The organism is Micromonospora sp. ZG13 (assembly GCF_059359355.1).
In genome coordinates this window covers 57,808-82,842 of the sequence record NZ_JCADBQ010000006.1, presented here as the reverse complement: position 1 = coordinate 82,842, position 25,035 = coordinate 57,808, and the positions used below count along the sequence as shown (strand labels likewise).

The 25,035-nt window shown below is 68.7% G+C and carries 19 protein-coding genes, 2 tRNA genes and 1 pseudogene; 5 read left to right on the top strand and 17 right to left on the bottom strand.

Annotated features, from left to right (window positions below; genetic code table 11):
- On the bottom strand, nucleotides 1–1,386 hold the full coding sequence (locus tag AC5L34_RS15225; RefSeq protein WP_494825446.1) for a restriction endonuclease subunit S: 1,386 nt from the start codon (nucleotides 1,384–1,386) through the stop codon (nucleotides 1–3).
- Nucleotides 1,379–3,652 carry a type I restriction-modification system subunit M gene (locus AC5L34_RS15220; RefSeq protein ID WP_494825444.1) on the bottom strand — a complete coding sequence of 758 codons (2,274 nt, stop codon included), beginning with the start codon at nucleotides 3,650–3,652 and terminating at the stop codon, nucleotides 1,379–1,381. Before AC5L34_RS15220 ends, AC5L34_RS15225 begins: the two co-directional genes overlap by 8 nt.
- 581 nt (nucleotides 3,653–4,233) lie before the next feature.
- On the opposite strand from AC5L34_RS15220, the gene AC5L34_RS15215 reads away from it, so the two are divergent.
- Nucleotides 4,234–5,016, top strand: a complete 783-nt coding sequence (locus AC5L34_RS15215; protein WP_494825443.1) for a transposase family protein — start codon at nucleotides 4,234–4,236, stop codon at nucleotides 5,014–5,016.
- A 224-nt stretch (nucleotides 5,017–5,240) separates the two neighbouring features.
- On the opposite strand, the gene AC5L34_RS15210 is transcribed toward AC5L34_RS15215, so the two are convergent.
- A complete protein-coding gene (locus AC5L34_RS15210) occupies nucleotides 5,241–7,820 on the bottom strand; it encodes a DEAD/DEAH box helicase family protein (protein WP_494825441.1) in 2,580 nt (859 codons plus the stop codon).
- Nucleotides 7,821–8,205: 385 nt separating this feature from the next.
- Nucleotides 8,206–9,117 (bottom strand): hypothetical protein, encoded by a 912-nt coding sequence (locus AC5L34_RS15205; RefSeq protein ID WP_494825439.1) that lies wholly within the window; start codon nucleotides 9,115–9,117, stop codon nucleotides 8,206–8,208.
- A gap of 61 nt (nucleotides 9,118–9,178) precedes the next feature.
- On the opposite strand from AC5L34_RS15205, the gene AC5L34_RS15200 reads away from it, so the two are divergent.
- A complete protein-coding gene (locus tag AC5L34_RS15200; protein WP_494825437.1) occupies nucleotides 9,179–9,538 on the top strand; it encodes a hypothetical protein in 360 nt (119 codons plus the stop codon).
- A gap of 733 nt (nucleotides 9,539–10,271) precedes the next feature.
- On the opposite strand, the gene AC5L34_RS15195 is transcribed toward AC5L34_RS15200, so the two are convergent.
- The 6 genes from AC5L34_RS15195 to AC5L34_RS15170 all read right to left on the bottom strand — a co-directional run bounded on the left by AC5L34_RS15195 (nucleotide 10,272) and on the right by AC5L34_RS15170 (nucleotide 15,612).
- Nucleotides 10,272–10,568, bottom strand: coding sequence for a hypothetical protein (locus tag AC5L34_RS15195; RefSeq protein WP_494825435.1), 297 nt, complete (start codon nucleotides 10,566–10,568; stop codon nucleotides 10,272–10,274).
- A gap of 12 nt (nucleotides 10,569–10,580) precedes the next feature.
- Entirely contained in the window at nucleotides 10,581–11,438 is an 858-nt protein-coding gene (locus AC5L34_RS15190; RefSeq protein WP_494825434.1) for a hypothetical protein, read from the bottom strand.
- Complete coding sequence (locus tag AC5L34_RS15185; protein ID WP_494825433.1) at nucleotides 11,435–13,024, bottom strand: ParB/RepB/Spo0J family partition protein; 1,590 nt, start codon at nucleotides 13,022–13,024, stop codon at nucleotides 11,435–11,437. The genes AC5L34_RS15190 and AC5L34_RS15185 overlap by 4 nt, the downstream gene beginning before the upstream one ends.
- Before the next feature lie 86 nt (nucleotides 13,025–13,110).
- The gene (locus AC5L34_RS15180; RefSeq protein ID WP_494825431.1) at nucleotides 13,111–14,508 is read right to left on the bottom strand and encodes a terminase large subunit domain-containing protein; all 1,398 of its coding nucleotides are present in this window, start codon (nucleotides 14,506–14,508) and stop codon (nucleotides 13,111–13,113) included.
- Nucleotides 14,509–14,511: 3 nt separating this feature from the next.
- Nucleotides 14,512–14,868: a hypothetical protein gene (locus tag AC5L34_RS15175; protein ID WP_494825429.1), complete on the bottom strand. Its 357-nt coding sequence runs from the start codon at nucleotides 14,866–14,868 to the stop codon at nucleotides 14,512–14,514.
- A gap of 126 nt (nucleotides 14,869–14,994) precedes the next feature.
- Complete coding sequence (locus AC5L34_RS15170) at nucleotides 14,995–15,612, bottom strand: hypothetical protein (RefSeq protein WP_494825427.1); 618 nt, start codon at nucleotides 15,610–15,612, stop codon at nucleotides 14,995–14,997.
- 164 nt (nucleotides 15,613–15,776) lie between these two features.
- Here AC5L34_RS15170 and AC5L34_RS15165 point away from each other — a divergent pair, with 164 nt between their 5' ends.
- Nucleotides 15,777–16,385, top strand: coding sequence for a hypothetical protein (locus AC5L34_RS15165; RefSeq protein ID WP_494825425.1), 609 nt, complete (start codon nucleotides 15,777–15,779; stop codon nucleotides 16,383–16,385).
- 43 nt (nucleotides 16,386–16,428) lie between these two features.
- Here the strand turns inward: AC5L34_RS15165 and AC5L34_RS15160 are convergent, their stop codons facing one another.
- The 3 genes from AC5L34_RS15160 to AC5L34_RS15150 form a co-directional block, all read right to left on the bottom strand.
- Nucleotides 16,429–17,346, bottom strand: a complete 918-nt coding sequence (locus AC5L34_RS15160; RefSeq protein WP_494825423.1) for a ParB N-terminal domain-containing protein — start codon at nucleotides 17,344–17,346, stop codon at nucleotides 16,429–16,431.
- On the bottom strand, nucleotides 17,343–18,686 hold the full coding sequence (locus AC5L34_RS15155) for a putative antirestriction adenine methyltransferase (RefSeq protein ID WP_494825421.1): 1,344 nt from the start codon (nucleotides 18,684–18,686) through the stop codon (nucleotides 17,343–17,345). The genes AC5L34_RS15160 and AC5L34_RS15155 overlap by 4 nt, the downstream gene beginning before the upstream one ends.
- A 36-nt stretch (nucleotides 18,687–18,722) precedes the next feature.
- Nucleotides 18,723–18,794: transfer RNA gene (locus AC5L34_RS15150), tRNA-Gly, on the bottom strand.
- 173 nt (nucleotides 18,795–18,967) lie between these two features.
- Here AC5L34_RS15150 and AC5L34_RS15145 point away from each other — a divergent pair.
- Nucleotides 18,968–19,150 carry a helix-turn-helix domain-containing protein gene (locus AC5L34_RS15145; protein WP_494825419.1) on the top strand — a complete coding sequence of 61 codons (183 nt, stop codon included), beginning with the start codon at nucleotides 18,968–18,970 and terminating at the stop codon, nucleotides 19,148–19,150.
- A gap of 222 nt (nucleotides 19,151–19,372) precedes the next feature.
- Here the strand turns inward: AC5L34_RS15145 and AC5L34_RS15140 are convergent, their stop codons facing one another.
- From AC5L34_RS15140 to AC5L34_RS15125, 4 genes are all read right to left on the bottom strand, one after another.
- Nucleotides 19,373–21,271: a DUF7380 domain-containing protein gene (locus AC5L34_RS15140; protein ID WP_494825417.1), complete on the bottom strand. Its 1,899-nt coding sequence runs from the start codon at nucleotides 21,269–21,271 to the stop codon at nucleotides 19,373–19,375.
- A gap of 108 nt (nucleotides 21,272–21,379) precedes the next feature.
- Nucleotides 21,380–22,072 (bottom strand): hypothetical protein, encoded by a 693-nt coding sequence (locus AC5L34_RS15135; RefSeq protein WP_494825416.1) that lies wholly within the window; start codon nucleotides 22,070–22,072, stop codon nucleotides 21,380–21,382.
- A 288-nt stretch (nucleotides 22,073–22,360) separates the two neighbouring features.
- Nucleotides 22,361–23,566 carry a tyrosine-type recombinase/integrase gene (locus AC5L34_RS15130; protein ID WP_494825414.1) on the bottom strand — a complete coding sequence of 402 codons (1,206 nt, stop codon included), beginning with the start codon at nucleotides 23,564–23,566 and terminating at the stop codon, nucleotides 22,361–22,363.
- A 253-nt stretch (nucleotides 23,567–23,819) separates the two neighbouring features.
- Nucleotides 23,820–23,906: transfer RNA gene (locus tag AC5L34_RS15125), tRNA-Leu, on the bottom strand.
- Between the two features lie 221 nt (nucleotides 23,907–24,127).
- On the opposite strand from AC5L34_RS15125, the pseudogene AC5L34_RS15120 reads away from it, so the two are divergent.
- A pseudogene (locus AC5L34_RS15120) lies at nucleotides 24,128–24,772 on the top strand (tetratricopeptide repeat protein); the annotation flags it as partial.
- Nucleotides 24,773–25,035: the final 263 nt, after the last annotated feature.

Below are 25,035 nucleotides of genomic sequence, written 5' to 3'. Positions count from 1 at the left end.
CTACTCCCCGTCGTCGTCTATATCATCGTCATCAGTGGATGCTGCCGCGAGGACAGCGTCCAACTCCTCGGGGTCGACATCAGGTAGCGACGCCGCTTCGCCTTGCACGTCCCGGCGGCCGGTGACGACGTCAGCCATGAGGCGCGCCCGATATTCTTGGAGAAGCTCGATCTCGCGCATTGTCGCGTCGATTGCAGCGTTGAGATCGCGCGTAGCATCAGCGACGCGCGCGACAATCTCCTGCTGCTCCCCTCTCGGCGGACAGACGATTGGGACGGTGAGGAAGCGGTCCGGGTAGAGCCGCAGGCGTGACGAGCGGATGCCCGTGGAGCGGCACGTGTACTCGTCAATATAGGGGCGGGTGCGGAGCAGGAGGTCGGCGTAGGCCGGGTGGAGAGAACTGCCAGGCAGGGGCCGGTAAACGCCGTAAGCCGGACTGATAATTCCAGTATCGACCGCCACACCGAGAGCGCCCATCCAGGCCCACATGGTGTTGATCACGAGATCGCCTGGCCGACAGAGCTTGTGGCCCGCGTATGACGCGGCCATAAACATGGTGACGTTCTTGGAGGCGCGCGGTGTCACGCCGGTGAGGTGGGAGACGGACATGAGCTGCTCCTCACCCCGTTGCGAGCGCTCATTCACCTCCCGGTAGAACCACTTCGCTGGCCGCACATCCCAGTGCGCCGGCACATCGCCCAGCCAGTCAACTCCGGAAGCGCGGCTTTCTGCGGGATGTTGAAGCCCCCGGGTAACCAGTTCCTGGCTTACGACCCGCCGTCGCTCGTCCAAAAGCTGAACGAGCTGGTGCTTCTTGTTGACTGCTCGTCCGACACGAAGGTCAAGGTGGTCCAGGTACCGAGCGATCGCCTGCTGGGCGTCCAGCGGCGGGACCGGCACAAGCGCGGACTTGATGCCTTGCTGGGTCAGACCGAACCTAGTGACGCCCTTCGCTGCCAGATGCAGCTGCACTGCCACCTCTGGAACACGCAGTGCGCGGGCAAGAAATCCGGGCCACATGATCTGCTGTCGGGCGCGCAGCATCGTCAGGTGGTAGCCGCAGACAAGGTCGTCCGCTTCGACCGCGACGATTGCCGGGACCCCGATGTCAGTCCAGAGCTCGCTGTCCTTCGTGATTAGCACGTCGCCGCGGCGCAGCTTGAACTTTGCAACTTCCTCGGCCGTAGCAGTCGCGCGCATGAACTCGATACGTCCGGTGATGAGGTCATTGCGATAGACGTCGACGTAGTTGCACAGCCTGACTGGAACCTCGGCGGGGTGTGCGAGCTTGTCTACGTTGCTGTTGCGGACCTCCGCTACCCGACGCAGTGGCATGGTCGGCCACAGGATTTCGTGACTGTCCTTGATCGCCGCCATCTCAGGCATCCAGCGCTCGCTCGACGAGCCCGTCGCTCTCGACAAGGAGCTTGCGAATGTCGGCCTCGATCTCGCCGAGAGGCCGAAGCCTGCTGGGCTTGTAGAAGTGGCGGGTGAAGGAGATCTCGTAGCCGATCTTGCTCTCGGACTTCTCTTCGACCCACGCGTCCGGCGCGTACGGCGTGACCTCCCGAGCGATGAAGGCAGCGACACCGCCTGGTTCGAGCAGGGGCACCTGTTCGAAGTCCGACAGCTCCGGGTCTGCCTCGTACTCCATCACCGCCGGCTTCCCGTCGACCTCCACCTCGAACTTGCCGTGCAGCGGGTCTGGAACCGCCCTGACTCCCTTCGACACCTTCTTGACGACCGGCGGCGCCTGCTCGTCTCGCCAAGAAAGGCCGCGGAGGAGGGCCTTCCTGTCTGCCGCGCCAAGCTTCTCGCCCCAGGCGGTCAGGGCGGCATTCACGCGCGAGGCAAACTCGTTATGGTCGTCGAACACCTCGGTCCCGAGCTCCTCGGCGAGTCGCTCGCCGAGGGCGTGGAGGCGCTTGTCGCGGGCCCAGCGCTTCTCGTCGAGCAGCCGCTTGCGCACCGCTGGCTTTACTCGCGGCTCGGCGTCCTCGTCCTCGTCGTCGCTGCCCCCGTCCAGGTACTCTTCGACCGCCGTCTTGGCCTTTGCGAAGTCGTCGAAGAGCTGGTCGCCGAACTGGTCGTACAGCTCGGCGCGCAGCGCCTGGTCACCCGAGGCGAAGCGCAGCTGCTCGACGAGCTCCGGGGAGCATTGGCTACGCAGCCGCAGTGGGCGCTCGACCCTCACCTTGCGGTAGCCGAAGTAGGCGTTGTCAAAAATCTTCGACTGCTCTGTCTCCTCGAACATGAGAAAGGTCTGAACGATGCGCTCGATGTCAGCGTCCGAGAGCTCGCAGTTTTTCTGGCCGAGGTTCCGTCGCAGCGGTGAGAACCAACCGCTGGCGTCGATGAGTTGCACCTTGCCCTTGCGGTGCTCGGGCTTCCGGTTGGACAGCACCCAGATGTAGGTAGCGATGCCGGTGTTATAGAACATGTTCAGCGGCAGCTGGATGATCGCCTCGAGCCAGTCATTCTCAAGGACCCAGCGCCGGACGTTCGACTCACCTTGACCTGCATCTCCTGTAAACAGCGACGACCCGGAATGGACCTCGGCGATGCGGCTCCCGAGCGCGGAGTCGTGCTTCATCTTCGAGATCATGTTGGCGAGGAAGAGCATCTGACCGTCATTGGAGCGGGTGACCAGCGAGAACTCTGGGTCGCCCGCATGGTCGACGCTGAACCGCCGGTCCGTGATCCCGCCCTTGCCGCCCATTCGCTCAAGGTCCGTCTTCCAAGACTTGCCGTAGGGCGGATTTGAAAGCATGAAGTCGAACTTCCGGCCCTTGAATGCGTCGTTCGAGAGCGTAGAGTGCTCAGGCCCGCCCACGATGTTGTCGGCGTTTTCGCCTTCACCGGACAGGAGTAGGTCCGCCTTGCAAATGGCGTACGTCTCGGCGTTGATCTCCTGGCCGTACAGGTGGGTCGAGACTCGCTTGCCGCGCTTCTCGGCCAACTCCGTCAAGGTGGCCTCGGCGACGGTGAGCATCCCACCGGTCCCGGCCGCTGCATCGTAAAGCAGGTACGTGCCGTCGGTGATCTGGTCGGCGATCGGACGAAAGATGAGATTGGCCATGAGCTTCACAGCGTCTCGGGGGGTCCAGTGCTCGCCGGCCTCCTCGTTGTTCTCCTCGTTGAACCGGCGCACCAGCTCCTCAAATACCGACCCCATGGCGTGGTTGTCGAGGGAGCTCAGCTTCAGGTTCGGGTCCAGAAACTTTTCAATCAGCGTGCCGAGGGCGTCCGACTTGGACAGCCGGGGCACCTGATTACGGAACTCAAAGCTCGTGAGGATGTCCTGGACGTTGCTGGAGAATCCGTCGAGGTAGTCCTCGAAGTCGGCCTTCAGCTGCCGCTGGTCCGCCCGGTTGCGGAGGTCTCGCAGGGAAAACCTGGACGTGTTGTAGAAGGGCTGCTTGGCCGCCACCTTCAGCGCCGCCTCCTGGTTCACGATCCTCTTCGCGTCCAGGTTCTCCTTCATCGCCAGCACTTCAGCCTTGGTCGGCTCGAGGACCGCATCGAGGCGGCGAAGCACGATCATGGGAAGGATGACGTCGCGGTACTTCCCCCGAACGTACAAGTCCCGCAGGACGTCGTCGGCGATGCCCCAGATGAAGTGTGCGATCCAGGCAACCTCGGCGTTCGTCATGGGGCGGCAATCTCCGTCGGGTGAGGGGGAGCAAGTCTTACGATGCTAGACGATGGTTGGCTGCCTAAAAAGCCGGTCCTCGTCGTCCATCGGACGACCCTTACTCGTCACATATGTCGCGATCCCGGTGACCTCACATGCCGACGACCCGCCCTCCGCGGGAGCGGGCCGCCCCACCGGCCACGACCGGCTTACCGTGACGAGCGCGGACGCTGGCGGGTCGGGCGGTGGTCTACTCGTCTTGCCCGGGCAGGCGGGATGGATCTCTCCGCAACCACCCATGGACTCGGCGACCGCCGATGATCTTCGGGGCATCCTGGAGCCGGAGGCCCCGACGGCGACCGCCAGAACCGCTGGAAGCGTGGGCACATACTCAGCGCCGTGATTCTAGGCAGGTTTCGGCGCGTACGGTCCCCACATCGTCAGCCAGCGGGAGCGGCCCCGGACGAAGATCGAGCCATTTTCATCGTGATGAAGGGGGCCTGAGCAGGTACCCAGCGGCGTGTCATTGCTCCAGATAGGACGAAGCTCCCGGTAGGACAGCAGTCGACCAAGAACGACCGCCCAGCACGGGAGCTTCGTTGCTGACCTATCCTGCCAGCATCCCGCTGTCCACGCGCAGTCTGACCCGCCTGACTGAGCTGATCCGCGACCGGCGCCGCGCGCTCGGCGGCCGCTGGCGCAGGTTGCCGGCGCAGCAGCAGGCGCTGATGGCCTTGGCCCATCTGCGCAACGGCGATACCCTCATCCGCCTCGCGGCCGGCTTCGAGGTGTCGGTCAGCACCGTGTGGCGGTACCTACGCGAGGCCGTCGACCTGCTCGCCGCCTGCGCCGACGACGTCGCCGCCGCGATGCGCCGGGCCGTCCGGCTTGCGTACGCCATCCTCGACCGCACGCTGATTCCGATCGACCGGGTCGCCGACCAACGCCCGTACTACTCGGGCAAACACAAGCGCCACGGGGTGAACGTGCAGGTCCTGGCCGATGCCGCCGGGCGATTGGTCTGGGCGTCGCCTGCACTGCCCGGCGCGGTCCACGATCTCACCGCCGCCCGCACCCACGGCCTAATCGACGCGCTGACCAGCGCGAACGTGCTGACCTTCGCGGACAAGGGCTATCAGGCAGGCGGCGGGAGCGTGCGCACGCCGTTCAAGCGCCACCGACACCGACCGAAACTGTCCCGCCGTCAGCGGGCCGTCAACCGTGGTCATGCCCGGCTCCGAGCTCGCGGCGAGCGAGCGATCGCCACGCTGAAGACCTGGAAGGTCCTGGTCAAGCTGCGACGCTGTCCCCGCCGCGCCACCGCGATCGTGCAGGCCATCCTCGTCCTGCACCGCGTCGAAACCAGCCGCTACTCAGGATGAAAACGGCTCATCAGGCATGACGAATGCATGGGACTGTGGACGTGGCCCGCACCCATGCCTTGCGTTGCGGACACTGCCTACATCAGGAGGTCGCACCCAGGCCCTAGAACCCCTGGTCCACGTGCGGATGCGGCAACATCCACTTCTGCCAACTTCCGCACGTCGTCGAACACCCACTCAGACGTTTGGTCCCACTCGCAGTGCTGTGGGCGATTCCTGCCCGGTTAAGTCGATGGGAAGATGGCAGCTACGTTGTCGGCGGTGATGAGCTTTCCATGTGACGGCCTGAGTAGCTTGCCGAGCCAGCCGTCTTCTCGAGGTAGGAGCGCCTCGATCTTGGTGCGGGCTTCGCCGCGCGCTTCAGCGTTTCCGTTGCCGCACAGCGCGTCGTATTGGCGGAGCCGGTCGGCAAGTATGTCGTAGAGCCGGACGGCCGCGCCGTGGTTGACCAGCACGATCTTGTCGTGGGCCGCCTCTGCGGCGTCGTTCATCGTGGTCGTCGCCGGGGTGAGCAGGCAGCCGTAGACGCGGGTCTTCGCCGAGCGCCTGGTCTCGACCTCGATTTGCCCGAGCAGTTGGTTCACATCGTCGCGGATGAGCGGTTTGGGTTCACCGCGGGGGACGGTCTTGACCTCCCAGACCCGACGTTCGGCGCGCTTGACAGTGGACCAGGTCCAGCGACAGTCCGTGGCACTCTGTTCGGTCTTGGGTGGGCGTTCTCCACTGGCGCCCACGAGCCGGGCGAGCATCCTCAGCCCTTCGCATTGTTGGTCGTGGCTGCCGGTGAGCAGGGTGCGACCTGTGGACAGGACACGGTCGAGCCGGGCACCGGCTTCGCGGCGCCATTCGTCCCAGGCGAGGAAGAACCGGTCGGTGTCGTCAGCTGTCTGTTCGTAGCCTTCGAGGTCGGCCACGGTGCGGGCCAGCCGGCGGAACCAGGTGGTGTGGGGGCCGTTAGACGTGGCGTCTTCCAGTGCTACGCGGGCGGCGGCCAGGTCTTGCGGACGGCCTCGGTCGAAGTGGGCGTGTGCCTCGACGTAGCGCCAGAACGCGGCGTGTTCGGTTTCTCCGGCAGCGGCGAGCTGGGTTGCGGCTTTGCGGGCATTTCTTGCCGCTCCCGCATGGTCTCCCAGCCAGAGGTCCGTCGCCGCTGAGACCTCGGCGTCGGCGCTGGACACGTCGCTGCTCCCACCAGTTCTGCGGCCCGGTCGCGCCTTGCGTCGAGGACCGAGGTCGGCGGGCCCGGCCTGGGTTGGGACGTGCCTGGCTGGTTGCCAAAAGTCGACGCACGCCCGCAGGGTGCCGTCCCAGCCCTGGTCATAGGTTTCCAGCGCGGTGCGAATGGTGGGTTCGGCGCCAGCGGGGATCGACTGGCGGACCGCCGGGTCGGCGAGCATCTGGGCGAAGGTTGGATCCAAGCCGAGGTAGAGGGATCGGTCGGTGGCGTCGCGGTTGGCGCGGCCGAGGGCCTGGGTGATCCGCTGGCCGACGCGGTGACGCATGAAGCTGGCGTCGCCGAGGTAAGCGACGACGAACCGCTCGAATTCGCTGCTGGCCTGGGGGACGGTGGTAATGATGACCAGCTTGCAGACGTCCCCGGCGAAGTCGAGTCCGTCGTAGCGGCCAGCGGTGATCAGGTGCCCGTTCGCGGCTCGGCTCCAGGTGTCGACTATCGCGTCGTCGCCAGGGCGAAGGCGGTAGACCTGCTGACCGTCTGCGGTCAACATCTGCTGAAGGTCGTCGGCCTCGGCGTGGCTGGCGCACAACCAGGCAGCTCGTCCGCCTGCAGCCTGGGCCTGGCTAAGCGCCCAGCCCAGGACGCTCTGATCGAAGGGTTGCTCCGTGCTGGGGTTGAGCACCAGAAGTCGCTCGCCCGTCGCGCCCGGCGGCAGCGGTTCAGCCATGGTCAGGCGGGTGACTGGGCGGCCACCGATGCGCCGTTGTAGGTCGTCCATCGAGCCGAGGGTGGCGGACAGGTAGATCCGTTGCTTCGCTCGGCTGTACTGGGAGTTGAGCGCGGTCGGTGGGTGGTAGGGGCGGATCTCGATGCCGGAGGGGCCGATGAGCACGCCGCACTGGCGGAGGTGGTCGCGGACCGTGGGCCAGACGTACTTGATCTCGTCCTTGCTCCCATCGTCAGTGATCAGGGGCGATGCCTCTATCGCGTCACGGACTGGGTCTGCAATCGCAGCCCAGTCGCTAAAGGACAGTAGCTCCGGCGGAGTGCCTGGGCGAGCCGTGCTGTCGAGCATCGCGCGCAAGCCCGGGTAGGCGTCGGTGTGCGCCACTACGAGCTCGCAGATCGTTTGGTAGAGCTCGCGAGTGGCGCCGCGCTTGTCGGGAATGCGCAGGGTCTGCAGTCCGCTGAGGGGCTGCTCCGCGAGGTGGGCGTCGTCGAAGATGACCAAGTCAGCAGGCTGCGGGACCGGCCTGCTGTTGAAGTAGACCCAGTAGTTCATCACCCCGACGGCGATGGCCTGGTGATAGTCGTCGAGCTTGGCCCCGCCATAGTCGCGCGAGGCGAAGCGGACGACGTCCAGTCCTAGCGCTTCAGCTTCCTCCTGGACACGTTCGGCGAGTTGGCGCGTGCCGGTCAGGTACGCCACCGACCATCTGCGGTCAAGGGCGTAGTCGGCGATCAGCAAAGCCAGCAACGTCTTACCCTCGCCGGTCGGCATCTCAATGGCCAAGTCCGCGGTGTCGAGGTGCTGCTCGGCGTACGTAGCCAGGACCTGACCCTGGCCCGGCCGGAGCCGAGTGAACCTCGCGGAACCGAAGTCGACAAGGCGCTGTTCGAAGTCCACCGCTACATGTGCCACCGTTCACTCCTCCGCCGTCCGCGAAGTGGACTCTACGGTGCTGGGTGCTGAACTGGCCTAGCCAATTCCACGCCGCACCGCCGCGCTAGCGAAAGTCAGACTGCTGCGGCGAGAGCCGGGCGGACTGAGCTATATGGTGATGTACCAGGATCAAGCAGGGTCCGCTCGGCTCGGACTTCCCACACCCTGCCATCACTACGGCACCGCAGCAGCCATCGACGCCGAGCCAGTTCGGCGACCCCTCATGCGGCGCGCAGCGGCCTGGACCGCCCCTGCACGTGGCGCGTCGGGCAGATGCGGCACGACCTCGGCCTGTCGGAGGACAGGAGACAGTCAGGCAGCTCGCCGGCCAGATCCCGGCGAGCCGAGCTCAGCTACTCACCACGAACCACCTATCGCCATCGTCGCCCTCGAAGTAGCAGTCGAAGCCGAGCTCCTGGAAGATCCGCCGCAGCCTCCTGGCGACTTCCGCAGCAGTAGCAAGCACCCTCTCAAGCGGCACCGCCACGTGCGCGCCGGGCAGATCCTCCAGGACGTCGAGGAGACGGCCCATCGCCGGCGACTGCGCCCAGGTCGCCGGCGGAGTCACGCCCGCGACAAGAGCAGCCGCCCCGTAGCCGAGCACCGTCGACAGGCGCTCGAGCGCGGCGAACGCCCCCTCGTACGCGCGCATCCGGTCTCCCGTGCGATCGAACTCGGCCCGGACCGCCCAGAAGGTGCCGAGCACGCCGTCGAGGTCGCTCGGCCCGTGGGTGTTAATCGGATCCGTCCACCCTCGCTCGTGCACGGTTCGCTCACACCGGAACTCGTCGATCGCGCTCTCGGCTCGCCACAGGAACTCCCAGATGAACTCGTCCTCGGGCAGCGCGAACGGCACCTGGCGGTGCACAGCGCGGGCAACATCGCCCCGCTGGTGCAGGCGGACATGCTGGGCCTCGTGTAGCAGGCAGTGCCGCACGGACCGCAGCCCGCGGGCGAAGATGTCGCTGCCGACGATCACTACAACGCCGTCCGGCTGCGGCGATGTTCTGGCGGCGGCGCGGGCACCGTCAGCTCGGTCCGCCCGGTACTGGCTGGCCAGAGCCGGGTCGAACGCGAGGTCCACCTCGGTCGCCAGATACTCCGCGACCACCTTGTCGAACTCGTCGGTGACGATGACCTCGACATTCTCCGGCTCCGGCACCTCGCCGGCCATCTCGTCCGCCACCGAGCGGCAGGTGGCCTGCTGGGCGGCGGGCAAGGCCCGGGCCACCCGGTACGTCACATTGATCTCACTGGACATCCCGCCAGCATGACCCCCAGGTCCGACACCATCGAACACCTGTGCGAGTAACGTGCCGGTCGTGGAGTGGCGTACGCACTGGCGCATCACGATCCGCTGGGACCGGGCCGAGAACTCGCCCGCCGGCGTGACCGTCATCGAGCGCGTCGCGGACTCCCCCGCCGAGCTGCGGCACCTGGTCGGCCGGGCCCGCGCCGACCCGCACGTGGTCGCCTTCCCGTTCTGCCAGGTCCGCGAGCTGGTCGGCGACGAGCCGGACCGCTGCGGGGCCGGGCACCTCTACGCGGGCGGCTCGGCGACCCGGGAGGCGCGCGACTGGTGGGCCTGCTCGTGCGGCGGGCACCTGGTCATCCACTGCCGTTGCGGCGACGTCCGCGTGGAGCCGGTGATCGACAGCGACTGCGACGCCCGCCCGAGGTAGGACTCGCGGCTCGCCCCGCGCCGGGTCACATAACCCGCCTGGCCGGGCGGCGAAACCGTGAAATCCTGGACGCCACCCATCGTGTCAGGCAGCATTCCTCGCGGGCCACTATCGGGCCTGCCGGACGACTGATTGTCGACTAATGCAGCCCGTCGGGGCCCGATAGCGCACCTGGCTTGGAATATGTCGCCTTGCGCATCTACAGTTTCATCGTCCGGTGCTGCCGAGGGTGAACGCCGTCGCGTGAGCCCACTCGGCACGCCGGGCGACGTGCCTCGCGGCACGCAACGAGCGACGGGCACCCGGCTGCAACCGGGTGCCCGTCAGGCACGAGAAACCGATTCGGGTCCAGTCGAAAGGCTTCATCGCATGAACAGCGTACGTCCCTGCACCACAGAACCGCATCATGGGGTCGGAAATCCAGTTCCTCAATCAGTCCCACAATCAGTCCCGTTCGTTACGACTGTAATTACAACGGCGGAACCAACGCCCGGACGGACTCTTCCCATCAACATCATTACCAAGCTCGCAATCGCTTCCGGTATCGGCGTCTGCGCGTATTTCGCTCCGGACGAGATCGGCAGCGCGGTGGGCTTGGGCCTGGTCGCGTACCTGGTGATGGACCAGGTGACCCGGCAGGTCCGCCGCTGATGCAGAGCGGCCCCCGCACCGTCGTCGGTGCGGGGGCCGCCTGGTCCGCTAAGCGGACTAGCTCGCTGGTCCGCTCAGCGGACTAGCTCGCCAGCCGTGGCCTTCCTCGGCCGTCGCCGAAGTGCCCGACCGCCGCCGGCATTCCGCGCCGGTTCGTCTCCACCACCGCGCAGGTCATGCACAGCAGCAGCGTCGCGCCCGGCGCCCGTCCGGCCGCTGCCCGCTGGTTCGGGCCGATCCACATGTCCGTGCCGCAGTCCACGCACTGCATCAGGCTGTGGTCGACGGTCGGCACGGACTCGGGGACACCCATGCCGGCCAGCAGCTCGTTGATGTTCGTCGGCGGGCACGCCAGGATGACCCGCTTCTCTCGCTCCATCGTGAATCTTCCTCACTTCTCGCTCGCCGACGCGGCGACCAGCCGACCGTCGCGGTCGATCCGCACGCCGGGACCGGCGATGTCGCCGCCCGCCGCGCGCACCGCCGTGATCCGCTCGAACACCTGCTTGCCGAGCCCTAGGCGCTCCACCGACGGCACCACCACCAGGTCCGCCGAGCCCTCGTCGACGTCGGCGACGGCTTCCCGCCAGCCGCGGGTGCCGACGTGCGAGCCGACCACCTCGTAGCCCTGCTCGGCGCACCAGCGGTCGGCGACCTTCGTCAGCTCCTCGACCGTGGCCCGGCCGCCGCGCACGGCCCGGGCGAACAGCACTGCCCGGCACCGCCGCCAGCGGCGCCCGTTCGCGTCCCACCGCGCGTGCTCGTACAGCCGGTTCAGGTCCGGGCCCGAGCCCTCCACGTCCGGGGAGCACCGCTCCCACCGCTGGGCTTCGGCGTCCCAGCGCACGTGCCAGCCGAACTCGCGGGCCTCCCGGTGGCCCGGCCAGTCACCGGTCCACACTGAGCGGCCCGGGTCGTGGCCGGCTGTGCCGGCCGAGGCCGGGCAGTGCCGGCGCTTCAAGCCGCACGCCAGGCACTCGGCGACGTCGCGCACGTCGGCGTGCTCTTCACCGATGCCGGCGTGGCAGTCGGGGCAGGTGCCGCGCAGCGGCCTGTCGTCCATCGTCAGTCTCTCCAGCAGGTCCTCAACCACCGCGGTGGTCATCGCTCGCGCCTCGGGCGTCATCCGCCGCCACATGGCGGCCGCCGTGCCGTCCGGCACGGGTTGGTCGGATTCGCCGGCGGCGCGCACCTGGTCGAACCAGGTGCGCGCCCCCTCAGCGGTCCGACGCGTCAGCGTCGGGTTCACTCGTCTCCCTGGTCCTCGGGCTGCTCGGCGTCCTCCGGCGTCAGGTCGGCCTCGGCGCACGGGTCCGGGTCGACGTCCTCCTCCGGCAGCTGCACGTCGACGACCTCCTGCTCGTCGTCCTCGTCGTCGGCTTCTTCGGCGGCCAGCTCCGCCTCGTACGCCAGTTCCTCCGCCTCCTCCTCGGCCGCGACGCGCTTCCGCTCCTCCTCCTCGGCGATGAGCGCCGCGCGCATGTCCGCCTCGGCCCCCGACAGCTCGTAGCCGTCCTCCTCCAGCCGGTTCAGCCACAGCACGATCAGGTCCTTGTGCGCGATCCACCGGCCGTCGGCGACCTGCTCGACGTTGTGCTCCTGCGCGCCGATCAGCCGGGCGACGAGCAGCCGGTTGAGCCGGTCCTGCCCGGCGGTCAGCCCGTCGGCCAAGGCGCCGCCGGCCAGCTCCTTGATGAGCTCGCCGTCGACGCGGTGCTGGAGGAAGTCGGGCCACACCACGGCGAAGCGCATCGCGTCGACCAGCAGCGTCCTCGCGCCCTTGGCGCTGCCGTACTTCTCGACGAGGAACCGGCGCCGCACCGCCGCCGACTCCCTGAGGCGGGCCCGCAGTTCCTCCTTGGCCTTGTCGGCCGCTTCCTTCGCGGCGATCTCGGCCGGGCTCTTGTAGTAGCTGTGCCCGGTGCGCTGGTAGCCGTGGGCCTCGGGGTCGAGGCAGACGATGATCGCGCCGGCCGAGTCCCACCGCTCCTCGATGAGCGCGGCGTACCCGTCGAGCGCCTTCACGGCCTCCGGGTCGATCTTCTGGCCGTCGGCCGTCTCCAGCTGGTCGACGCGCGCCATCTGGCAGTTGTACGGCCACTCCTTCGGCCGCTTCACGATCTTCACGCCGGCTGCTTCCAGCTCGGCGGTGGCCGCCTTGACGGCCTCCTTGACCTGCCGCTTGCGGCGCTCCTCCTGGGCCTGGTGCTTGATCCCCCAGCCGCTGTTGACGTTCTTGAGGATCTTCTCCATCGTCTTGGGGTCGTCCTCGAAGTCGGCCAGCTCGGCAACGTCGTCGAGGCTCAGGCGTCCGGCGTCGGCCGCCGCGGTGGCGGCCGGGCCGAGCTTCGTCAGCTTGAGCGCGGACTGGACGTGCTGCGTCGGCCGGCCGGTGCGCCGGGCGATCTCGGCGACGTCGAGGCCGAACAGCTCCAGCTGCGCGTACCCGGCGGCCCGCTCCGACTCGGTGAGGTCGACACGCTGGTCGTTCTCGACGAGCATCGCGACGATCTGGTCGGGGGCAAGGCCCACCATGTCCGGCCGCACCAGGCACGGCACGGTCTGCGACAGGCCCTCGGGCCACTCGCCGGCTTCCAGGGCCTCCTTCGCGGCGGCGGCCCGGCGGTGGCCGGCGACGATGCGGTGGCCGTCGTCCTCGGGGACGACGGTCAGCGCCTGCCACACGCCGTGGGCGGCGATGGAGGCGCGCAGCTCGGTCAGGTCGCCGAGCTGGGTCCGCAGGTTCTTCGGGTGCGCGAGCAGGTCGCGCGGGTCGATCTGGGCGAGGTACGGGGCCTTCTTCTTCGGGCTCCGCGCCTTGGTGGCTGGTGCCATGCCTGGTCCTTCCTACTCCACGTGAACAGGCGTACGACTCGTGCCGTACATAGACATTGTGTCAGTCAAGATCATCTACCGTCCAATCAGGAACCGCCCTGACCTGCGGTTTTGCGCCTCAGCGGCGACGCCACCGTGGCCCGGCGCGTCTCCTTCGACCGGAGGTACGTCACCCCGTGGACCAGGGCGTCGAGCCGGTCCGGGGAGTCCCCCGACTCCGGCGTCCAGGTCGTCATCTGGTCCTCCAGCGCCGGGAACGCGCCGACGTGATGCACGCGCGGCGGGTCCACCTCGTACCGGGCCGCGACCGGCTCCGCCCGCACCCGCTTCGACACGCGGGCCTGCACCACGTCCAGCGGCGGATCACCGCCCGGCAGCAGGCCCTCCTTCTGCATGGCCCCCCAGGCGTCGACCAGGATGTCCCGCAGCCACGCCGACGAGCCCTCGTAGATCACCACGTCCGCGTCGACGTCCAGGTAGCACTGCCAGATCCGCCGGGCGGCAGCCATGCCGGCGATCTTCATGCTCCGGTCGGCCAGCACGTAGTGCTCGCCGTCCTCGCCACGGCCGACGGCCACAATGCCAGTCTCATCGCTCGTCTCCGACACGGTGTCCGCCGGGTCGACGCTGACGACGGTCCGGACCAGTTTCGGCACGTCGTCCTTGTCGACGCGGCCAGCCTCGATCCACGCCGACTTCCACAGCGCGCCCTCAACGTCGGTCAGCAGCTCGGCGTCCAGCTCCTGCCGGCCGAGCCGGGTGCCGCCGTACTGCTTCAGCAGCTCCTCCAGCGCCTCCTGGCTGAGGTTCGCCGCGTTGTCCAGCGTCCGGCCTCGGGTGATGACCACCCGGGGCCAGCGGCTACGCGCCTTCTGCTTCGCCGCCCGGGTCAGCAGCTTCTTCACGTGCGGCAACGGCTTCGGGGTCGTGCTGATGACCATGTGCGGGCTCTCGGCCTCACGCATGCAGAACCACAGCATGTCGAACACGCCCTGCGCCGTCTGCACGGGCCAGGCGGCGTACTCGTCGCACCACACGCCGTCGAAGTCGTAGCCGCGCAGCACGTCGGGGTCCTGCGCGCCGAAGCCGCGGATGATCGCGCCGTTCTTCAGCTCCAGGTACGGCTCGCTCTTGTTGAACGTCTTCACGTCCTTCGGCGGCACCACGGCCAGCAGGCCGGCACGCCGGGCGGTGAAGCAGACGTTGTACACCTCGCGGTGCGTCTTCGCGATCACCGCGTAGTGCCCGCCCGGCTTCGCCGTCGCCCACTTCCGGACCGTCTCGGCACCAGTGCGCGTCTTCCCGAAGCCACGGCCGGCGAGCAGCATCCAGATCCGGTACGCCCTGTTCGGCTCCAGCTGCTCAGACCGGGCGTGCCGGGGCCAGTCGTACCGGACGAGGCCCTGCACCTCCGACACCTCGCGCAGGTACGTGGCCAGCTCGGCGTCGGTCATCAGCGCCGGGTCCGGGTACGCCAGCAGCATCGGTCAGCGTCCGTTCCGCATCTCGCGCTCCTGGTCCCGCAGGTCCACGGAGCCGCACCAGGCGAGGGCGAGCAGGACCGTCGCCATCAGCAGTGGGCAGCCGGCCCCGGCCGGGCCGATCCACTGCACCGCGACCCACAGCACCAGCGCGGTCAGCAGCAGCCAGCCCAACAGCAGCAGCCGCCACACCCAGGCGCGGCGCCGCAACGCGCGCCGCTGCGCCAGGGTCAGGCCGACGCAGGCCCGGCCGAGGTGCCGCCGGTGGGGCTGCACGTCGAGCGGCCCGCGCGCCGGCGGTGGGGCGGCGGCCGGCGCGCGGTGCCCGACGAGCAGCCGCGCCGAACGAATGCCTCGGCTCACCGGGTGACCGCCAGGAGCACCACCACGGCGGCGGCGTTGGCGGCGGCCAGCAGCACCACGCCGCCGCCGATGGACCACACCGCCCAGCGGGGTGCCCGCACCTCTAGTACGATCCACGCCTCCGCGTCAGGCTTCCGCCGCCGGCCCACCGGTCCCCTCCTCGTCGTCTTCGTCGTGGTCGCCGGCCGGGTCCGGGTCGCTGTGCGGTGCGGCCTGGCCGGCGCGGTTCGCTGCCTCGGCCATCAGCGCCCGGAAGAAGTCGGCGCGCTGCTGCTCGGTCATCTGCTCGACCTCGGCGCGGATCGGGCCGCCGTCCGGGCCGGTGTGCGCGGTGGTCGAGTCGGGCAGGCCTAGGGCGAGGCGTTCGACGCGGGTCGCGACCTCCAGCCACCGGGCGATGTCGCCGGGGCTGAGCTTCGACGCGTCGAGGTTCTGCAACCGGGTCACGAGCTTCGCCTGCAGCGCGCTCGCGATCCGGGCGTGCCGCCGCGCCATGTCGCGCCGCTGCTCGGCCAAGCCCTCGACGTACAGCCGGTCCTCTTCGCGGTCCCACGTCTGCGCCCGTTGCACCCACTTCCAGGCGCTCGCCAGCTTGTGGAGGTAATCCCGGCTCTTGTGGACCTCGGTGGCGACCTTGGCGACGGTGCGGGTGCGGCCCAGGTCGCGGTACAGCAGGAAGTACCCGTACGCCTTCTCGGGCTCTCGGCGCTGCCTGTCCCAGGGCAGAATCTCCGGCTCACTCACAGTCGGCTGCCCGCAAAGCGGCTGGCGGACGCGGTCGCGACGGCGAGGTATACTTGGGTTCCGGTGGCGCTGCGCCACCCGCTCTCCTGTCGCCTGTCGGCCCACGCACGACGCGACACCGAGGGACAAGGGCGAAAAGCTCGCGCAGCTGTCGATCCCTGGTCATGTCTGAGTACCTGGTGGTCGCGTGGGATCCGCCAGTGGAAGAGGACATAGCCGTGAGTAAGAGTCGTGCTGCGCGCCGCATCGCGCAGGAAGAGGGCATCTCCTACGTGGAGGCCCTGAACCGAGTCCGGGAACACCAGAAGGGCGAGAAGCCGCTCATCACCCGGCTCGGCGAGGAAGTAGCGTCGGTCTGCGAGGGCATGGCTGGCGAGGAGATCCGTAACCTGGAAGACGAGTTTCCCTGGGGAAGCGAACTGGACTTCACGCAAATCGGTGTGCCGGACGGGTACCTGGAGGGCACGACGATCGACGTCGTCGAGCCTGACGTCGACACCCTCCGCTGGTACCCGGCCGACCGCCTGGAAGGCGAGACAACGGTCGGCACTGTCGAGGTCGACGCGCTGGTTAGCTTCGACGGCTACATGTACAAGTCCGACGTGCACCACCACGACGAGGTCACCATCCTCAAGTTCGACTGGAACAACCAGATGTCTTGGGTGGCCCTCAGCCGACAGGCCCGGCTGAGATGGCGGGTCGTCGTAAACCCGGGCCAGCGCCCGGAGCTGGAGTTCGACGGTGCCGAGGCACCGCCGGACGCCGCTCACTGATATCTGGCGGGTGGTGCCGGGCGACGCGTAGTCGTCCGGCACCTCAGCCGCCCAGGTAGTCGGCGGCCAGGAGTTCCAGCGCCCGCCACCGTTGGTCGGTGGGCACGTCGCCGGACTGGACCAGCTTGTTGACGGCGCGGGCGAGCACAGCGGCCGCATCGGCTGGCATCGAGCGCGTCTCGATCACCGTCTCGACCGGCACGAGCCGGTTGACGTTGCCGATGGGCTCCCCGGACTCGGGGTCGAACCACACGCCGTCGCGCAGCTCGCCGAGGTGCCGCTCGAACACCTGGAGGATCAGGCCGAGCGCGGTGGCTACGTTGCCGACGTTGTGGGCGCCGTGGGTCGTCGCGAGCGCGTCCAGGGTGGTCTCGTAGTCGCCGTAGCCGGCGAGCCAGCGGGCGTCGGCCTGGACGAGCTTGCGGGCCTCGTCGAAGGAGGCGCAGGCGGCGTCCAGCTCGTGCGGCAGGAACACCAGCTGCACGGTGGCGAAGTCGAGGTTCGCCTCGGACAGGCCCTCCAGGTCGACCTGCGCGAGCAGGTCGAGCTGCTTGTCGTCTAGGCCGGAGTAGGCCCGCCAGTCCACGTCGTCCAGCTCCTCGTAGAGGTGCTTCAACGTGGCCGGGTCGTCCTCGCCCTCGATGGCGTTGTGCGACAGCTGGAGCGCGACCTGTCGGGCGCGCGACAGCTCCTGGTCGACCACGATGACGTCGACGGCGGTCAGGCCGACCTCACGGGCGGCCATGATGCGGTGATTGCCGGAGAGCACCACCATCCGCTCGGTGGCCGCGTCGTGCCAGACGAGCGGCGTGCTGGTCAGTGCGCCGTCTCGGCGCACGTTGGCCACCAGGCGGTCGAACGTCTCCTTGCGCATGTACCGCGCGTTGACTTCCAGCAGCGTCAGGTCGGCCGGGTCAACCGTCTCCCGGCGCAGGGTCAGCGGCTTGTCGGCGTCGCTCATCGCTTGTCCTTCCCGTGGCGGCGCTTCCACTCGGCCAGCGCCTCGGCCAACGTCCAGTCGCCCAGGGGGCCGCCGTACTGGAGCTGGTACCGGTGGATGCCGTCGGCGGCCGGCTCGCTGCGCTTTTGGAGCTTCACGCCGGGGATGCCCCGGCCGTACTTGGCGCTGTTCGGCCGGTCGGTGAAGGCGGTCGTCGACCAGGCGGTCAGCCGCTTCGACAGGGACCGCTGGAGCAGCAACTGCGCCTCGCGGCTGGCGGCCGCCATGACGATCAGCTTCGCCAGCCGCCGGTACCGGGTCCACGACACGGGGAAGTCGCTCATCAGGTAGGCGCAGGCCGGGTCGAATTTCGGCGGCAGGTAGGCGAACGCGCCGACGAGCTTGCCGTCGACGCTGACGCCGCAGGCGAGCAGCGGCGACCCGGGCAGGATCGTCTTGCTCATGAACTGCGAGCGGACGGCGGCGAACTGGCCACCGTTGAGCACGTGGATGGCCATGCGGTTGCCGAGGTCGTCGGCGGGCCCGATCTTCGGCATGAGGATCGGGGCGATCTGCTGGGCGGGCGCGACGACGCGGCGCGCGCCGGACGACGCGTAGACGTAGATTGGCATGCCGCGGTTGGAGGTCTGGACGACGCCGCGCAGCCAGGGGCGCAGTTCCTCGCGGGCGATGTGCAGGCCGAGGATCCAGTGGGGCCGGTCGAGGACCGCGCCGATGATCTCTTCCTTGCCGTCCTCGTCGAGCGTGTCGTACGTCGGGGCCGGCCAGTCGAAGAACTCGTCGATGCCGGCGAACTGCGCCTCGTAGTCCCCGGCGTAGAACGGCGGGAACATCGCCACCGGCGCTTCGGCGGGCACCACGTCGCGCAGGTAGTCCCGCACGTCGCCGCAGTAGTAGGAGCCGAGGCGCAGGGTCAGGGCGTTGAGCTTGGCGACGGTCTTGGCGTGCATCGTCGGGAACTGGCCGACGGTCGCCCGGACCATCCGCTCGTAGTAGACGCCCTGCCGGCCGACGTACTGGAGGAACCGGGTGCCGAGCATCAGCGACGCGAGGGTGTCCGTCGACGTCGTGAGGTACGGCTCCAGCCAGGCCAGTTCGTCGCGGTGCTCGTCCTTGAGCCGGTAGTCCAGGTCCCGGCCGGCGAGCCACCAGCCGAGGGCGCTCGAGTACGCCTGGACGTCGTTGCTGTGGATGGTGCGGCGCTCGCCGGGGCGGCTGTGCAGCGTCCGCTCGATCGTGAAGTTGCCCGAGCAGCCGACGTAGAGGTCGGTGTCCGGCCAGGACTCGGCGTGCTCGTAGATGATCGAGCGCAGGTCGGCCGGGATGCTGCCGTGGAACACGCGCCTCTCACCACCTTCCCCTGTGGCCGGGCGTCGAGCGCCGGCCAGGTCTCGAACCTGGGCCTCCACCCTGGTAGGGCGGCGTGCCACCAACAGCACTTCCAGCGCATCGCGCGCGGCAAGCACGCGCAGTGCGATGGTAGCCGTACATCGGCCGGTGGGCGAGAGGGGCCGAACGGCTCTGATCGCTGCGTGGCTCGGCGTGGCCCACCGTGGACCAGTAGGGCCGCAATGGTCTATGGTGATCCCCCACCAAGCGTTGAGAACGGGAGGTCTGGCAGGTGGCACAGGACTACACCTACGCGGAGGCCGCAGCGAAGCTGCGCATCGCGGAGAGCACCCTGCGGCGCTGGGTGTCGAAGAACCGCATCTCCTGCCACCGCCTCGGCCGCAACGTCCGCTTCACGGAGGAGGACCTGGCCGGCGCCTACAAGGCGTTCCCCGCACTGGCCGGGCACCGCTGATCGTGGGGGCCTCCGGAGCAGCGATCGCTACGTCGCACTCATCGGTTCTCGCGCCGGCCCGATGCCGGCACCCGGAGGTCCCCCGCACCATCCCTAGACCGTCCTAGGAGGATCGGTTTCAAAGTGGGCGTCCAGCACTCCACCTGGCACGCCGCCCGCGCTACTAGGTGGTGCTGCTGCGGTCCATGCGGCCCCCTGACCTGATCGCTCCCGCAGCGGCCCTCAGCTCGATCGCTCCACGTCCGTTGTCTCACCCGCAGAACCGGCCTCTGCCTGCGCCTTCATGAGCATGCCGTAGTAGGGCAGGACCACCAGTCGCAGGCACAACCACCACGCGTAGACCGCTGCAGCACTCCACGACTGGGGGTCGTTGAGCAACCCGTGCGCCAGGTCGTTGCGCAGGTTTGGGCCGAGCTGTTCGCACAGCAGGGCACGCAGTTCTAGGGTGAGATCAGGTCCCAGCAGCTGCAGGGACTCCGGCATCTCAAGCAGGGTGTTGAGCCCCTTCTCCGTCTCGACGCCGTTCTCGTCCACGAAGAGTGTGAAGATCCCGTGGGCCTTCAGGTAAACGCGCACCATCTGCTCGACCTGGGGTACGAGCATCGAAATTGCCGACGGGAAGTCACGGGAAAGCCCGTGCCACAGCCCACGCGCCCACAGGCCGGCGTGCCCCGGGGGGACGGCTGGCGATTCGTCGCAGATGTCTGTGAGGAATCCGGTGTCGAAGCGGTGTTCGAGCATCAGCACCTCGAGGGCAGGGTAGATGAGTGCCTTGACGTAGAGGTCGATCCTCCACCTGAATGCCCGGACCACCTCGGCGAAGACTGCCTCGTCAGACGGCTCGCCCACGCCAAGCCCTGCCCGTGTGGCGACCTTCCGTGCATCCGTGCTGAACGTCGAACTTCCGAACAGATGCGACACGCTCCCCTGCATACGCTCTCGCTCGTCGGCCATCTCCTTCGTGGCGTCGATCAGCGGCACGATTCCTGCGAGACTCACGAGTGCTTCGAGTCGCTCCTTCCCAGACACCACCTTGCGCGCATCCTCAACATAGGGAGTGATGTCGATCGGGTCCGACTGGATGAGCATCATCTCCTCTAGCGAGAGCTCTCGCATGTCAGCGAGCCGGTCCCGCAGCTGCTGGAGTTGCCCGTCGAGACCGCGCGCGGAGCGGTACTTCCGGGGAAGACCACGTATCGTCGCGATGGCCTTCTCGATAAACATGCCGGCAACGAGCGCGCCCTTGTCCTGCGCTAGTCGCTCGTCCGCCTCGTCGATGTACGCCTGCGCGACGCGCTCGATGCACTCATTGGCAAGGTCTGTTTCGCCCGCCCGCGAGAACCAGGTACAGGCGTGGCGCTCGTACGCGCGCCTGAGCCGATGGTTCGCGGCGACAGTAGCGGCAAGCGACACGAAGTGGTCGGCCAGATCCCGAGGTGCCTGATCAACGGACCTGACTTTGCGCAGCAGGTCCGAAATCTGGGTCAGCATGAAACCTGCAGAGCCATCCTTGGCAAGCAGAAACTCGGCCAGCTCCGTTGTCATCTCCATGACGGTCTGGCGGCCAGCCTTGCCCCGGCGCAGCGACAGCTCAAGCGCCCGTCGCCAGCCGTCACGACCCGCCTCAAGCCAGGCGTCGCGCTCCAGCGGCACCGAACGGTAAGCATCCACCGCAGCGGACAGCAGGTCCATGTTGCGCCGGTTGCCGTAGGACCACGCGATGTCAGCGGCCCTGGCCCTCAGGGCCGGCTCCTCAATGAGGGGCACGAGGCGCGCCAGCAACTCGAGCTCCGGCTCGCTGAAGTCTTCCGGGACGAACGATCGGCGGTTCCCGATCTGCATGGCGGGCGCGTACGGCTTCGTCCAATTGTCGGGAACCAACATGGGGGACGCCGCTTTCGCTAGCACGTCCAGCACGCGCGTCCTGAGGCTGTCCTCTCCTGCATCTACCTGCGCTTCAGCCTTCAGGCGGGCGAGGTCGAGCGAAAGCACCTCGGGGCATTCGTTCCCGCGTGAGAGGCCGTTCTCATCTACCACCGCGGGGGCCCACCACGATGGGTCGATCGACTCCTCCGCCGCTCCTCCGTCCAAGGCTGTACTCGTCACCTGTGTCTCCTCCATGCTCTCGCCTGCACGGGCCCGGCGCGGCGTGCCCGATCACGATCCTTCAGCGGCAGTGGCCAAAGCCGCGCGCGACGAACCCGTCAACGGCCCGCGGCGGCCCAAGGATTAGTCGACCTTGCTCTCGGGGTCGGCGATGAACGCTAGGAACTCGATGCCGAGCGGAGTCGTCGCCGGCACCCACAATCCGCCAGCCGACATGATCCCGCTGAGCGACTGGTTGATCAGGCCAGCGGTGGTAAGCGGCCCGGCGTACCGGTCAATCAGGTCGCGGCGGCCGGCAAGCTCGGGCATACCGGCCTCGATGATGGCGGTCTTCGGGCCCATGGAGATGCCCGGCCGAGGCATTCCGTGGCGGTCGAACCAGCCAGGCGGATCGGAGAGCAGCTGCAGCATTCGTACGTGGGTCGGGGTGAACCGGTCGATCATGTCGAAGAAAAGCTGCTGCGTGTCGACGTCCGGCGCGTCGGGCATCACGGAGTTGACGACCGCATTGCGCAGCACCTCGAGCTTCTCGGCGCGTGAGGTGCGGTCGGCGATCTGCGCGGCCGTGGTCAGCGCGTCCATGAACGCGTCCTCGCTGGTGAGCTGCGCGAAGTCGCCGACCTGCTCTTCGAGCTGGTGCACCTTCGCAGCAAGGTCGTTCAGCCATCGGGTGCGCCGATCCGCAAGGCGCCGCCCAGCGAGATCATTGAAGGCGACCTGAAGGGCACTGCCCGCGACGGGCACAAACGAAATGCCCATCTCGGCGGCCTTCGTGAGTCCTTGTCTTCGGTCGGTGTCCTCAGGGTACGGATCCACGCATGGCATGATGCCGCACTGCCGCAACCATGGTCGGTAGTGCTCTCCGTCAACCCGGTCTTACGAAGCAAAGGCAGAGGCGGGCGCAACGGAACGTGCGGCGGGCGGCTCCCCGCCGCCCGTCCGCCGGCCACGTAACCGCGTCGACCCGGTCGATCCCCCGGAACTGGTCAACGGCCTCGCGTCCACCGGCCGCGTCTCGCAGCCCACCTCCCCCGTCGAGCGGTTAATCCGGCCCCGGAACTCGTTATACCGACTGGTGCCAGCGGCGTGCTGCGCCTCGCCCGCTCAGAGGCTGTCCGGCAGGAAGCTGCCGACGATGCGGCGGACCGGCTCGTGGTGCCGCCGCGTCGCATGCACGTAGACGTTCATCGTCGTGGTGACGCTGGCGTGTCCGGCCATCGTCCGCAGCGCCGCCAGGTCGACGCCCTCGGTGGCCAGCAGGGTCAGCAGCGAGTGCCGCAGCCCGTGCATCGTCATCTTCCTCGGCAGGCCCTTCTCGCGGGCCAGGTCGCGGATCTTCACCCACCGGTCCGTGTAGAAGTCCTCGTACCGCCAGTGGTTGCCGCGCGGCGCGATGAACACGAACTCCCGGCCCCGCTGCGCCACCCGCTCGGCGACCATCCGCATGACCGACGCCGGCAGAGGCACCTCCCGGTAGCCCTGCTTCGTCTTCGGCTTGGGCTCGACGACCCACCGCCGGTTGACCTTCCGCAGGACCTGCACGATCGACACGGTGCCTCGGGCGACGTGGACCGCCCGGGGCGGCAGGGCGCTCACCTCGCCCCAGCGCAGCCCGGTCGCCAGCTTGCACAGCAGCAGGTCGGCCGCCTCCGGGTCGACCTCGTACGCCGCCTGGAGGAACGTGCGGGCCTCGTCGGGGCTCTCCAGGATGTCCCGCTCGGCGCGCGGCCCCTCGGGCAGCGCCAGGCCGTCCATCGGGTTGTACGTCCGCACGGCCGGCTCTTCGTCCTCGCCGGGCCGGCACGCCGCCTTGAAGATCGGCACGACCGACTCGCCCCTGATGTTGGCGATCGTCTTCGCTGAGAGGCCGGCGTCGCGCAGGCCCTGCTGCCACTCGCGCATCTCGCGCCGGGTGATCTCGGCTATCGGCCGGTCTCCGAGCCGGGGGAAGACGTGCTTCTCCAGGCGCTCCCGGTACTTCCGCACCGTCTCCGGGTGCGGCTTGACGAGAGTGGCCAGCCAGTCCTCGGCGTACGCGCGGAACGTCAGCTTCTCCTCGGCGGGCTCCGGTGCCGACGTCGGCGCGGCGCCGGCCGGCAGCAGCGCGGTGAAGCCGTGCTGGGCGAGCTGGTCCGGCGTGGGCCGGTGGTTGCCGGCGGCGTCGACGAGCGCCTTGAAGCGCTTCGCGTCGGCCTGGTAGTCGAGCGTCTCGCCGTCCCACTCGCCGTCGCGGCGGCCGCCGGCACGCCACTTCACCCGCCAGCGGGTTGTCTTGCCGTCCTTCGTGGTCCTCTTCTCGATCTGCGCCACTGTTCCTCCACGTGAACAGGCGGCCTCGACCCGGCTTCGCGGGCTCTGCCGCCGGCCGCGCCTATATGCGCAACAGTGGGACCGTAGCCGTCTGGGCCGAGCCGGGCAAGATCGCGCCGCCGGCTGTGCTCGACGACGCTCGTCCGGGCCCGTGATCCCACGGTGATCCCACGGCGGTGAGCGCCCTAGAAACGATCAAGGCCGCTGACCTGAGTTATGCCAGGTCAACGGCCATCTACGTGAGTTCTTTGTTTGGTGTCCGAGGGGGGACTTGAACCCCCACGCCCTATACGGGCACTAGCACCTCAAGCTAGCGCGTCTGCCATTCCGCCACCCGGACCTGCTCGTCCAGCCTACCGTGTCGACCGAGGCGGTCTTCCGCCCGTCGGCCGCCCTGGTGGGCCGCACGGGGAGTTACTGTACACGCCCGGGGTGGATCATGCACATCGGCTTCCGGCGGTTGGACCGACGCAGGTCGGAAGGCGTCTCGCCCCGGGCGAACCGTGGCAAACCGGAGGGGCTGGGTAGCGTCCGACGGGCCTCACGCGGCAGCATGGCCACGTGTCCCATCCCTCCCCCCTGGCCGCCGTGCAGCACCGGGCCCTCGCCCTGCGCGCCGCGGGCGATCTCCATTCCGCCCGTCGACTGCTCAACGACGCCGTCGGCTCCGCCCGACCGCCGTACGGCAAGGACCACCCGGATGTGCTGAGCACCGCGCACCTGCTGGCCCGCCTGCACCGGGAGGCGGACGACCCGGGTGCCGCGCGGCGCGTGCTGGAGGAGGCGTTCGCCGCAGGCGAGCGGCTCTGGCCGCCGTCCGACCCGCTGATGCTGGCGCTCTCCTTCGAGCTGGCCGCGGTGGCGGACGAGCTGGGCAACCGGCACGAGGCCCGCCGCAACTACACCCGCGTCGCCACCCTGGGGCCCGCCGTGCTCGGCGTCGACCACCCGGCGGTACGCACGGCACGGCAGTACCTCGGCGACGCCGCTCCCGCCCCTCAGCCCGCACCCGTCGCGCGGCCCGACATGTCTGCGCTCTCCGAGCCAACGATGTCGCTGGCGGTCCTCTCCACCACCTGGCGGCCGCACGAGCCGGCCGCCGTCGGCCCCCCGCAGCCGCCGGCCGCGCGCCCGACGCCGCCCATCGCGAGCGGCCCGCCGGCCACACCGGCACCCCCGCACACTCCGCCGATCCCGCCGCCACCCGTTCCGGGCGTACGCGGCGTGGGACGGGCCGCCCCCGTCGCCCCGACGCCGCACCCTGCGGTGTCACCGCAGCCACCTCGCCCTGCCGGCCACACGCCACAGGTGCCGCCCGCACCACCGCAGCCGTACCCGGGCCCACCGCAGGCCGCCCAGGTTCCGCCCCCACCCCAGGCCGCACAGGTTCCGCTCCCACCGCAGGGCGCTCAGATTCCGCCGCCCCCGCAGGGCGCCCACGTGCCGCCACCGCCGATGGTGCCCGTTCC

Coding starts and splice junctions, on each gene's coding strand:
- AC5L34_RS15160 (WP_494825423.1), bottom strand. CDS start 17,346: ATGAGCGACGCCGACAAGCCGCTGACCCTGCGCCGGGAGACGGTTGAC.
- AC5L34_RS15220 (WP_494825444.1), bottom strand. CDS start 3,652: ATGACGAACGCCGAGGTTGCCTGGATCGCACACTTCATCTGGGGCATC.
- AC5L34_RS15140 (WP_494825417.1), bottom strand. CDS start 21,271: ATGGAGGAGACACAGGTGACGAGTACAGCCTTGGACGGAGGAGCGGCG.
- AC5L34_RS15185 (WP_494825433.1), bottom strand. CDS start 13,024: ATGGCACCAGCCACCAAGGCGCGGAGCCCGAAGAAGAAGGCCCCGTAC.
- AC5L34_RS15195 (WP_494825435.1), bottom strand. CDS start 10,568: ATGGAGCGAGAGAAGCGGGTCATCCTGGCGTGCCCGCCGACGAACATC.
- AC5L34_RS15205 (WP_494825439.1), bottom strand. CDS start 9,117: ATGTCCAGTGAGATCAATGTGACGTACCGGGTGGCCCGGGCCTTGCCC.
- AC5L34_RS15225 (WP_494825446.1), bottom strand. CDS start 1,386: ATGCCTGAGATGGCGGCGATCAAGGACAGTCACGAAATCCTGTGGCCG.
- AC5L34_RS15165 (WP_494825425.1), top strand. CDS start 15,777: ATGTCTGAGTACCTGGTGGTCGCGTGGGATCCGCCAGTGGAAGAGGAC.
- AC5L34_RS15180 (WP_494825431.1), bottom strand. CDS start 14,508: ATGCTGCTGGCGTACCCGGACCCGGCGCTGATGACCGACGCCGAGCTG.